Origin of the sequence: Halobacillus sp. BBL2006, assembly GCF_000786645.1 — a bacterium.
GTDB lineage: Bacteria > Bacillota > Bacilli > Bacillales > Halobacillaceae > Halobacillus.
Map to the genome: position 1 here is coordinate 1 of NZ_JRNX01000155.1, position 10220 is coordinate 10220.

The 10220-nt window shown below is 39.1% G+C and carries 13 protein-coding genes and 1 pseudogene; 12 read left to right on the forward strand and 2 right to left on the reverse strand.

Annotated elements, in window-relative coordinates:
* Positions 1–298: 298 nt before the first annotated feature.
* Positions 299–790: a FusB/FusC family EF-G-binding protein gene (locus LD39_RS05580; RefSeq protein WP_052158742.1), complete on the reverse strand. Its 492-nt coding sequence runs from the start codon at positions 788–790 to the stop codon at positions 299–301.
* A 185-nt stretch (positions 791–975) separates the two neighbouring features.
* Between LD39_RS05580 and LD39_RS05585 the strand changes: the two genes are divergently transcribed.
* From LD39_RS05585 to LD39_RS05600, 4 genes are all read left to right on the forward strand, one after another.
* Positions 976–1644 carry a ribonuclease H family protein gene (locus LD39_RS05585; RefSeq protein WP_035543787.1) on the forward strand — a complete coding sequence of 223 codons (669 nt, stop codon included), beginning with the start codon at positions 976–978 and terminating at the stop codon, positions 1642–1644.
* A gap of 156 nt (positions 1645–1800) precedes the next feature.
* Positions 1801–3264, forward strand: coding sequence for a PQQ-binding-like beta-propeller repeat protein (locus LD39_RS05590; RefSeq protein ID WP_052158743.1), 1464 nt, complete (start codon positions 1801–1803; stop codon positions 3262–3264).
* Between the two features lie 132 nt (positions 3265–3396).
* Positions 3397–3636: a hypothetical protein gene (locus LD39_RS05595; RefSeq protein WP_035543789.1), complete on the forward strand. Its 240-nt coding sequence runs from the start codon at positions 3397–3399 to the stop codon at positions 3634–3636.
* A gap of 135 nt (positions 3637–3771) precedes the next feature.
* Positions 3772–5031, forward strand: coding sequence for an OFA family MFS transporter (locus LD39_RS05600; protein ID WP_035543792.1), 1260 nt, complete (start codon positions 3772–3774; stop codon positions 5029–5031).
* 210 nt (positions 5032–5241) lie between these two features.
* Here LD39_RS05600 and LD39_RS05605 read toward each other — a convergent pair.
* Positions 5242–5632, reverse strand: a pseudogene (locus LD39_RS05605) (DUF1259 domain-containing protein).
* A 91-nt stretch (positions 5633–5723) separates the two neighbouring features.
* Between LD39_RS05605 and LD39_RS05610 the strand changes: the two are divergent.
* The 8 genes from LD39_RS05610 to LD39_RS05635 form a co-directional block, all read left to right on the forward strand.
* Positions 5724–6197, forward strand: a complete 474-nt coding sequence (locus LD39_RS05610) for a GNAT family N-acetyltransferase (RefSeq protein WP_035543794.1) — start codon at positions 5724–5726, stop codon at positions 6195–6197.
* A 227-nt stretch (positions 6198–6424) separates the two neighbouring features.
* The gene (locus tag LD39_RS23465) at positions 6425–6670 is read left to right on the forward strand and encodes a hypothetical protein (RefSeq protein WP_052158744.1); all 246 of its coding nucleotides are present in this window, start codon (positions 6425–6427) and stop codon (positions 6668–6670) included.
* An 11-nt stretch (positions 6671–6681) separates the two neighbouring features.
* Complete coding sequence (locus LD39_RS23470; protein WP_369793217.1) at positions 6682–6993, forward strand: DUF3267 domain-containing protein; 312 nt, start codon at positions 6682–6684, stop codon at positions 6991–6993.
* A 342-nt stretch (positions 6994–7335) separates the two neighbouring features.
* Positions 7336–8310 carry a C-terminal binding protein gene (locus LD39_RS05620; protein ID WP_035543795.1) on the forward strand — a complete coding sequence of 325 codons (975 nt, stop codon included), beginning with the start codon at positions 7336–7338 and terminating at the stop codon, positions 8308–8310.
* Positions 8311–8324: 14 nt separating this feature from the next.
* Positions 8325–9041, forward strand: coding sequence for a ribose-5-phosphate isomerase RpiA (rpiA, locus tag LD39_RS05625; RefSeq protein ID WP_052158745.1), 717 nt, complete (start codon positions 8325–8327; stop codon positions 9039–9041).
* Between the two features lie 80 nt (positions 9042–9121).
* Positions 9122–9259: a hypothetical protein gene (locus tag LD39_RS22510; protein ID WP_156112573.1), complete on the forward strand. Its 138-nt coding sequence runs from the start codon at positions 9122–9124 to the stop codon at positions 9257–9259.
* A 230-nt stretch (positions 9260–9489) separates the two neighbouring features.
* On the forward strand, positions 9490–9702 hold the full coding sequence (locus LD39_RS05630; protein ID WP_035543797.1) for a hypothetical protein: 213 nt from the start codon (positions 9490–9492) through the stop codon (positions 9700–9702).
* Between the two features lie 211 nt (positions 9703–9913).
* Positions 9914–10220, forward strand: a 307-nt coding sequence (locus LD39_RS05635) for a LysE family translocator (RefSeq protein WP_035543805.1), incomplete at its 3' end; no start/stop codon positions are given.

Below are 10220 nucleotides of genomic sequence, written 5' to 3' on the forward strand. Positions count from 1 at the left end.
CTTTAATGAGCTGGCATTAAAAGTCGGGCGTGCTCACGGTTATTCGTTCCCTCATGAAGAAATGGACCGTGCTCAAAATTTTTTGAAAAGTGTTAGTAACGTAGTTGAAAACAGCCCCTGAATGAACTCCATTCAGGGGTTTTCATGAATTATTTTCTTTTCATTAATTCGAAGAATGAATTAAGCGGTCTTATTGATTTCAAGTTATGATTACATATCTGACTGTCATGGCAAATGTAATTTCCCCGTCTTACAATATTATCTGCATTTTTGCCTTTCAACGTCGCCGTAAACATTCCTACATGTTCATATTCATTGCAAATCGTACACATCCCCTTCTGTGCTGAAGGGGTAAACGAGCCTTGAATGGCTCGAATTTCCCATTTTGATATGTGATCATATACTTCCGATTGGAGCCATGATCAGTCCATCCTAAATAAGACAGCTCGTTCCAATTGATTTCGTTTAAATTGGGTATTTTAAATTTCTTTATTTTAGGAAACAGTTTTTTTACTTCATTTTCATTCAACTGTGGGAAGGGTACGATGAGCTGCTTCAACCTGGATAGGAAAAATATCGCTTCTGTTTCATCCTTAATATGCTGCACTTGTTCCAGAAGTTCTTTTTGCTCGCTCTCAAGCTCTTGAAAGCACTCCAATACTTTCTCGTGCGTCATGGATTTCAATGCTTGTGTTACAGCTGAGTCATTCGAAGTTGTATGACCCTGGACAAGGTTCTTCGTTTGGTCTTGAATGTAATTGTATTGATCAAATCGGATGAATGCTTCCACCTTTACACCCCCGCAAAGATTAATTTTAACTCATTATTTCAGAGTCAGTATTCCTGTTCAACTATTTTGTATTTTTTCATATTCTGTTAGGTTTTATTTAACGAGCAGATGACATATTTACAATCATAGCAGGGAACACTGTCTAGAAGCCGAATCATTATAAATTATTGGAGGTGGTCTTTTTTATGAAAGTAAGAATTGAATGTACATACCAAACAAAAAAGGGTACCAAAACCACACTCTCCTCAGAAGAGATGTCTTCAGAGAAAGCATTGCTGATTGCCGAAGATTTAGAGAAGTCTGGACGATCAAAGAGGTTGATTTTTATCGATCAGCATAACAACTCATGGACTGTGAAAGAATTGAAGAAATTTTTGAAAGGTATTGAAACAGAACCCCATAATATAACCGTCTATTTTGATGGTGGATATGATCTTAATACAAGAGAGTCAGGTTTAGGCTGCGCTATTTACTATGATCAGAACGGAAAATCTCAACGCCTTAGAAGAAATGCCTACGTGCAGGAGTTGCATTCAAATAATGAAGCCGAATACGCTGCTCTCCACCTGGCATTAAAAGAATTAGAACTAATGCAAGTGCATCACATTCCTGTCAAGTTTATCGGAGATTCACAGGTAGTAATCAACCAATTGAGCGGGGAATGGCCTTGTTTAGAAGAAGAACTCTCGAATTGGGCTGACCGAATTGAAGAAAAAATCGAAGAGTTAGGCATTCAACCTGAGTATGAGGTTGTTTCACGAAAAAGAAACCGTGAGGCAGACAAACTGGCGGCACAGGCATTAAACGATATAGAAATAACGAGTTTGGTTGAGCTAGAAAAGATTGACCCATAAGCTTGTCGCTTACTTTAGCGATAAGCTTTTTTTAAAATAATCGCATCTCCACTTCAAAGTAGTTTTAATAAGCTGTTGAAAAGGGTAATTTCCTATGAACGAGAATTAATAGGTTTCTGTATTATTTCAAAGGAATTCTTGAGGAGGAAAAGATTTATGAAAAAGACGATGGTCTTCATAACAGCTTTTTTAATGACATCACTAATAGTCCCAACCTATGCAGGTGCAGCATTTGGTCCAGGAGAATGGCTGGAATATCGATTGAACGATGCGAACAATCCTGTTAGTACTATAGAAGGAGCGGATCCCCTTAGTTCCACTACATTTCAAACTGGAGACGAGATCCGTTCAACCCCTGTAGTCGTAGGAGACAGGCTGTTCGCTGGAAACCATAATACCGGGGAGTTATTTGCTTTTGATATACATACAGGTAAACAACTTTGGAAAAGTCAAGCTCCTAACTGGGTTCATTCAGAAATGATTTATCAGGGCGGTACAATCTATGTAGGGTATGGGAATCGTTTTTTTCAAGACCGCGCGTTAAGGGGGACCGAAGAGAGTGGAGTCCTTGCGCTTAATGCTGAAACCGGGGAAGTGAAGTGGAACCATACGACTGACGGAGAGGTAATGCCTACTCCTTTGTTTCATGATGGCTACGTTTATGCAGCAACAGGTGATACACATCTCTACAAATTGGATGCAGGTACCGGTGAAGAAGCTGCAAAAATTAAGTTGGGCTCGGTTGTTAGTATGTCCTCACCTAACTATTCTGATGGAAGCATCTTTGTCGGAGGTGGAGGACCCAAACCTTATACGTTTTATTCTGTGAATGTAGCCTCTGAGGAAATTAACTGGAAAACAGAATTTGACGAAGTCTATGCGGGCCTTGATGATGTGCCGCCTGCAATTGACGATCAGATCATCATAACAACAGCTTTGGAAACACCTAAAGCAATGAATTATAGAGAAGTTTACAACGAATTTGGTACCGTAGAGGTTTATAAAGAGATGATCAAGTCAGTTACAGGGGAGCGTGAGACCCATCCTGAACACATGATTTATGCTATGGATACAAAAACAGGAGAGGTGTTATGGAAAGACAGTCTTGGGGTTGGGGAGATGGTGAAGAATAATAAATCTGGAGCGCCCATGATCTATGAGGGAAAAGTGTTCGTAGGCAGCCCTATTACCGAGAAGTTCTATGCTTATGATTTAAAAACAGGGGAGAGATTGTGGGAATTTAAGAATACTGTTATGAAAGCTCCTCCTGTAGCAGCGGACGGAACGGTGTATTTCTCGAACGCAAAGGGATTCGTCCATGCTATGGATGCGGCAAGCGGTGAAGAATTAGGCAGGAAGAAGTTAGGTGGTACCCTTGCCCCATCTGGCCCGATTATTGTGAATGATACATTGATTGTTGGAAGTCAAGATAGTCATGTTTATGCATTACCTACAGGTGAGATCAAAAACAGCAAAGACGAATATAAGAACGATTTGCCGGTTGAGAAGAGCCAATTAAGCTATTTTTCATTCGTATACGGACCACCGGTAATCCTTTTGATTGCCTTCCTTTTCCTACTATTATTTTTCACTAGAAGAGCTAAGCGAAAGAATAGATGATATCGCAGTATTTAGCCTCTATGTTGTCTCCCCATTCTCCCTCTGAAGGTCTTTGCCAACCTATCCTCATGTGCGCCTGAACCCTTGGAGGGGTAAAGTGATAGAAATTATGGACCAGCAAGGAGTTAACTTATGGAATTGATTGATTTTCTGCAGAATGAAGGATATTCAAAGCTGTCGTTTACCTTGAAAAATCAAAGTGAGGCCATCATTGAACTGAATGAGGTAATGACAACAAATCATTTATTTGAGAAGTTAGCAATGGTACCTGACAGACTGGAATATTACCCATTTGAAGCGAAACCATATTTATTATTCATCATAGGCACGAAGAGGTTTAAAGTTTATCTTCAAAAGAATCCAACAATTTAGGCTGTCTCCCTTAATGAGAAGCCCGTTTCCTAATAAGGAATCGGGCTTTTTTGACATTTTCTATGCACACTTAGTGGTTTGAAAGCGCTAAATAATGGAAATAAGCCCATTAATGACAAAATGGTGAGGTGGAATATGTCGAATAAGAAAATTAAAAATCGCTGGTTAATTGCATTGTGTGCCGTAGGGATACATATATCAATTGGTTCTGTGTATGCCTGGAGTAATTTTACAGTTCCCCTTAGTGAACAATTTGGTTGGACAGCAAGCCAAGTGCAGTTTACATTCAGTCTTGCCATCCTGTTCTTAGGACTTTCTGCAGCTTTTCTAGGATGGTTTGTAGAGAAGCATGGACCTAGAGTTGCAGGGATTACAGCAGCCATATTCTTCGGAATAGGGGTAGCCGGTTCAGGCATCGCAGTGAATGTTGGTTCCCTGGGGTTATTGTATATTTTTTACGGTGTATTAGGAGGCATCGGGCTGGGTGTTGGTTACATAGCACCTGTTTCTACGCTGGTGAAGTGGTTTCCTGATAAACGAGGTCTTGCAACAGGAATGGCGATTATGGGATTTGGTTTTGCTGCCGCTATTGCCAGCCCTGTAATGGATGCGTTAATTGGCACTGTTGGAATTGCGGCTACGTTTTATATATTAGGCATTAGTTATTTTATTGTTATGATAGTCTCTTCTCTTTATCTTGCGCGACCTCCTAAAAATTGGAAACCTGAAGGGTATAGTGAAGAAGAGAAGAGCGATCCTGATAAAAAGGATCTGGCAAACATGAAAGCAAAGGAATCGTTGAAAACGAAGCGTTTTTATTATCTATGGTTAATGCTCTTTATCAATGTAACTTGTGGAATAGCTGTAATTTCCGCTGCTAAACCCCTTGCTGAAGAAAGCATTGGCATGAGTACAGCTGCAGCCGCTAGTTTGGTAGGGATTATGGGAATATTCAATGGTCTCGGGAGAATTGGTTGGGCCAGTGCTTCTGACTATATCGGACGCGGCAACACTTACTTAGCTTTTTTCGTGTTACAAATCTTTTTATTTCTCATACTTCCTTGGACGGCGAGCGTGACACTGTTTGTCGTATGTCTCGCTGTCATTTACACGTGCTATGGCGGTGGTTTTGCTTCGATGCCTGCCTATATTGGTGATCTCTTCGGAACGAAAGAGCTTGGTGCGATTCATGGGTATATCCTTACTGCATGGGCAGCTGCCGGACTCGTAGGCCCGATCTTCGCAGCATGGATGAAGGATACAACTGGAAGTTATGAAAGCAGCCTCATCTACTTCGCAGGATTGTTTATTATCGCTTTAGTCGTCTCTATCTTGACGAAGATGGATGTAAAACAAAAGCGAAAAGAAATGAATCAGCAGGAAAAGTCTGCATAGAAATAGAGATTACTGACTGATTATGGAATATATATACATTATGAATTTTGAATGTTACAATAATTTTGCTGAAGTAAAAGTATTTAGAAAAATCCAATTTTATGAGGAAACCCTGAAACTAGTGAGTTTCAGGGTTTTTTATATAATTACAAAAGAAAGGTTCCTAACTAAAAACTCGTAAACGACCATTGGACAAGTATAGATAGGCCATTACTTTTTTAAAACCTTTAAAGCTTCTGCCGTTTTTCTTGCAAAGGATAAGGGAGATTCAACGGCTTGGAAGTGCAGGTATAATATAGTTGGGTTTGTATATGGCCAATGGTTATGAAGAGCGCTGATGATGATTCCATTTCTTACAAGAACGTTCGAGAAATATGGAACTTCTTCTTCTAGAAGGACGATTTCTCCTAGATTTAATGCGTTACCGCTCTGATCGAGCGATTCAAAGGACATCTCAGCGTGGCTCCGACCGACTCGGCCGGCCCTGGATTGTCACTTGAAGATTACGATGAAATTCTACAGAACAAACGCCATTGTGAACTTCTGGCTTACCATTTAAGATAGTTGCATATTGTTGACAGAGGCTATGAAAAGGATTCATCACATCACTCCCCCTTTAGTGATTTTTTATAATGTATGAGGATTTGAATTTATTCATGTGGTATTAATGAGAATACTTGAGGAGGAAAACCATGCAGTTGAATAAAAGAGCAATGAACGAAGAGCTAATTAATGAAATAGTAAAATGGGAATATGAGTCACCGTATGATTTTTACAATAACGAAGAATCGGAAGAAGTCGTAAAGGAATTTATAGAAGGGGATTATTCTGTACTGCTAGATGATCAAAATCGAATCTTTGGGTACTATTGTGTGGGGGAGGCTGCAAAGGTTCCTGCTGGATATAATGCCAAGGTGTATCCTGAAGGTTACATTGATATGGGGCTTGGAATGAACCCTGAGTTTACTGGGCAGGGAAACGGTTTGATGTTTTGTAGATGGATATTGAATGACATCGAAAAAAGTTATCACGCCAGCCCAATCAGGTTATCTGTGGCTACTTTCAATCAACGAGCTATTCATCTATATGGAAAACTAGGGTTCATCAAGAAAGATGAGTTTGATACGGATTCTTCAAGATTTATAACCATGACTAAGGAAGGTTAATAGAGTAGTACAAAAGATTGGGGTAAACAGTTAACAGAAAGGAGCTTGTCTTGAGCTTATGATGATAAGAATGAAGGTGTTCGGCAAACTTACTACCTTTCCTCTCCCTCTGTGAAAAGCGAACTGTTTTTCTCTTTCAGTAAGTGAAGCTTCCAATTCTAAAACACTTCGGTTGAACACGCTGTGGACGAAAATATCTATTCTACTATACGAGGGAGGATCCTCAAGTGAAAATCCTTCACGGTTTACCGAAAAACAGGAAAGAAGATCAGCAAAAGTTAGTGGACCAAGGGTGGAAGTCAATGAGAGAGCCCAAATCTCTTATTGGGTCGATTGTACTTTCTTTTCCATTCATGATTTTGAATGTGCTGATTTCTTTGTTGATCATCCAGTCAGTTTCAAGTTTGACCTTGAGAGAATTCGGAATAACTAAGATGGTTTTTCCATTTCACTCGGATTTGTCGAGTTATTAGCCATTTTATTCTTGATAATCATCAATGAGTTACTTCATCTTGTGTGTATACCGCATTTCTTGAAGTCCCAAAAAACTTTCGTTGGCTTCACTCTTTTTGGGGGATATGTAAATTCAGAGGAGCAAATTACAATAACAAGGTTTGCATTTATTTCTCTATGCCCTTTTATAATCATTTCAATGCTTTTTCCATTAGTTTTAGCTTTAATAGGATGGCTGACTCCAACTTTGAAATTTCTTATTATACTGAATGCTGTCTCTTCGAGTATGGATGTATTGAATTTAATCCTTATACTCTTACATACCATCAAGCTCTATAATTAAAAACAACGGGACAAAAACTTACTGGAAGGCGAGCCATCGAGAGCTAGATTGAAGATGCTGGTGATTTGAAAGATTTTTAATACCAAGGGATTTACGAGGCTTCTTCAATAAACGGGCATCCAGCACTAGACAGCGAGTAATAGGACCACTACTGCGTTAGGAAGAACTAGACATTAAAGTTATTCTAAATAGTTAAACAGGTAAAATGCGCATACCTATAATTTAAAGCGTTTGCAAAAAATATTTCGAAGATTTATACTATTCTATGAAAATATTTTCAATCTTATAACGAACTTAAAATTTTGTTTATTGCAATAAGATACTAAATAAGGAGTGGAAGCGTTGAGTAAATTCAAGGTGTTAATCTCTGACTTCAGTTATGAAACATTAATCCCGGAGAAAGAAGTACTTGAATCAATAGGGGCAGAAGTGATTGAAGCTCAATGTAAGACTGAGGATGAGGTGATCAGGGCAGGGAAAAATGTTGACGGAATCATAAGTCAGTATGCCCCAATTACTCGAAAGGTAATTGAAACTCTTGATCGATGTAAGGTATACGCACGATACGGTGTTGGTTTTGACACCATAGATGTTAAAACAGCGACAAAAAACGGAAAAATGGTTTGCAATGTAACAGATTACTGTCTTGATGAAGTTTCTAATCATGCTTTTGCATTGATGATGGCATGTGCAAGAAAAATTGTTCAGCTTAATGAATCTGTAAAACAGGGGACTTGGGATTCAAAAATCATGAAGCCTGTTTATCGATTAAACGGACAAACTTTAGGAGTCATTGGCTTAGGGAATATCCCACAAGCATTAGCAAAGAAGGCAAAGGCGTTCGGTTTACATATTATTTCCTATGACCCTTTTGTTTCACACGAATTGGCTGCTTCTTTAGGAGTGAAAATGGTGGATTTGCAGACCCTTTGTGAACAATCCGATTACATTTCCGTTCATCCTCCTCTTAATGCTCAAACCAAAGGGTTGCTTAGTGATGAACAGTTTTCCTGGATGAAAGATAGTGCTTTTGTTATTAATACATCCAGAGGACCCGTGATCGACGAAGGTGCTTTGATCAGAGCTCTACAGAACGGGGAAATTGCTGGAGCAGGTTTAGATGTATTGGTAACAGAACCAATTGAACCTGATAATCCTCTATTACATATGAATAATGTGATCTTAAACCCCCATTCAGCTTATTATTCTATCGAATCAGAATTGGAACTTAAACGTAAAACCGCTCAAAATGTTGCCGATGTTTTAACAGGAAAAATTCCAACCTACCTCGTGAATCGAGATGTCGTGAATTCATAAGTGAAGGGTGAAGAATGTTGTCCGAACAGAGTAATTATGAAAAGCTTGACTCTATAGCTGATTACAGTAAAAAGAATGCAGGAGAAAAAGCAGCAGAGTATATTGAAAACGGAATGGTCGTTGGGTTAGGCTCAGGTTCTACTGTGTACTGGATGATGAAATTGCTCAGTAATAAAATAAAGCAAGGACTTAAAATGAACGGGGTACCATCTTCAAAACGTACAGAAAACTGGGCGAAAGAATTCGGTATTCCTTTATGTGACCCTTCATCTGTAAAAACTTTAGATCTAGTGGTAGATGGTGCAGATGAAATCGATCCTCATTTTAATTTGTTAAAAGGAGGAGGAGGCTCACTCGTCAGGGAAAAGATTGTAATGGCTGGAGCTGAAAAGGTCATCATTATTGGGGATCAATCCAAAATGGTCGAAACTCTTGGTGCCAGGGCTCTTCCTGTTGAAGTTTTACCTTTTGGTCTGTCCATGACTATGAAAAGATTACAAATACTAGGCTGCACAACTGAAGTGAGAAAAAAAGATGGACAAACCTTTGTATCAGATAATGGGAACGTTATTGTAGATTGCAAGTTTGGAAGAATGACAGAGCCTGAATCCATTCACTTCAAAATAAAACAATTGATCGGAGTTGTCGAAACAGGAATATTTACGAATATGGCAGATGTCGTGTTAATTGGTGGAGAAAAAGGAGTAGAGGTTCTCTCAAGAAGGATTTAATGTATTTTTGGGCTCTAACAGGGTTCGAACTAGACTCCCCGGGTAAAGAGAGGAGAAAAGTATTCTAAGGTGGTGAAAGTTTGGGCATTATTATCGGAATAGCTGCAGTTTTTATACTCTTTGGATTATTTATGGCCATTTTTCTTGGCCCCCTTCAGAGAACACTGATAAATATGGAGAATCCAGAAGGTATTGAAGGTATTCGTGGGATGAGGTAAGAGCTTATTCCACGATTTTTATCTTCTATGAAGGAAAATTCCATATGCGTATCGAAACCTATTCTTAAAGATTATGTGCTCTTCAATGATTCATTCCATATCCTTAAATCAAAGCATTTTCCATCAAAAATGGAGCGCATAGTTTTAATTGCTCTTTCATACTGTATATATGACGGAGGATTATGGACATTTAAAAGATAGGCGGGGGATGTATCATTAAGATCAAAGGAATGTTTAAGCGTACATTCGTAGAGTGGGAAATGGTTTATGCGACGAGGGATTTGACTGAATATTATCGTGTGGTTGGCACTCTTAAGAATAATGGTTTTAAGCCAAAAACAAAGACATTGAGCCATTCCGGGGTAGGCAGAGGCATGAGATGTACGTATCAAATCTATGTTCCAAATGATTCTTTTCGCCAAGCAGAAGAAGTATTACAATAAAAAAATTTCTCATATTTTGATTTTGAAGACACGTATCGAGTATCCTTTGGAGCTTTTTTTATTTTAGGCGTCCTCCTGGAGAGGCGCCTTTTTCATAGTTTTGAAAGAATATAGAGTGCTCTATCAATTTTGATGGATCATAAAATTGTAGAAGAAAAGCATGGACCTGTTCGCTTTTTTGGTGCCTAATAAAACGAAGGGAGAAAAACACATGGAAATTAGTCTGCTCCTCTCATTCTTGGGCGTAGCTGTAGCTTTGACCCTTCTGCCTGGGCCTGACCTATTATTTGTAATGACCCAAAGTGTGATACAAAATAAATGGGCCGGTATTTTTACAGCATTGGGGCTTTGCACAGGGCTGCTCATACATATTACGGCGGCGACGATTGGAATATCGGCCATCTTATATCAATCTTCTGTCGTTTTTTCCATTATCAAATACGCCGGTGCCGCTTATTTATTTTATCTTGCCTGGCAAGCATTTAAGCATTCGAGTGCCCCTGTGGAAATAGAGAATC

Coding starts and splice junctions, on each gene's coding strand:
- LD39_RS05585 (WP_035543787.1), top strand. CDS start 976: ATGAAAGTAAGAATTGAATGTACATACCAAACAAAAAAGGGTACCAAA.
- LD39_RS05590 (WP_052158743.1), top strand. CDS start 1,801: ATGAAAAAGACGATGGTCTTCATAACAGCTTTTTTAATGACATCACTA.
- LD39_RS05595 (WP_035543789.1), top strand. CDS start 3,397: ATGGAATTGATTGATTTTCTGCAGAATGAAGGATATTCAAAGCTGTCG.
- LD39_RS05600 (WP_035543792.1), top strand. CDS start 3,772: ATGTCGAATAAGAAAATTAAAAATCGCTGGTTAATTGCATTGTGTGCC.
- LD39_RS05610 (WP_035543794.1), top strand. CDS start 5,724: ATGCAGTTGAATAAAAGAGCAATGAACGAAGAGCTAATTAATGAAATA.
- rpiA (WP_052158745.1), top strand. CDS start 8,325: ATGTTGTCCGAACAGAGTAATTATGAAAAGCTTGACTCTATAGCTGAT.
- LD39_RS05630 (WP_035543797.1), top strand. CDS start 9,490: ATGTTTAAGCGTACATTCGTAGAGTGGGAAATGGTTTATGCGACGAGG.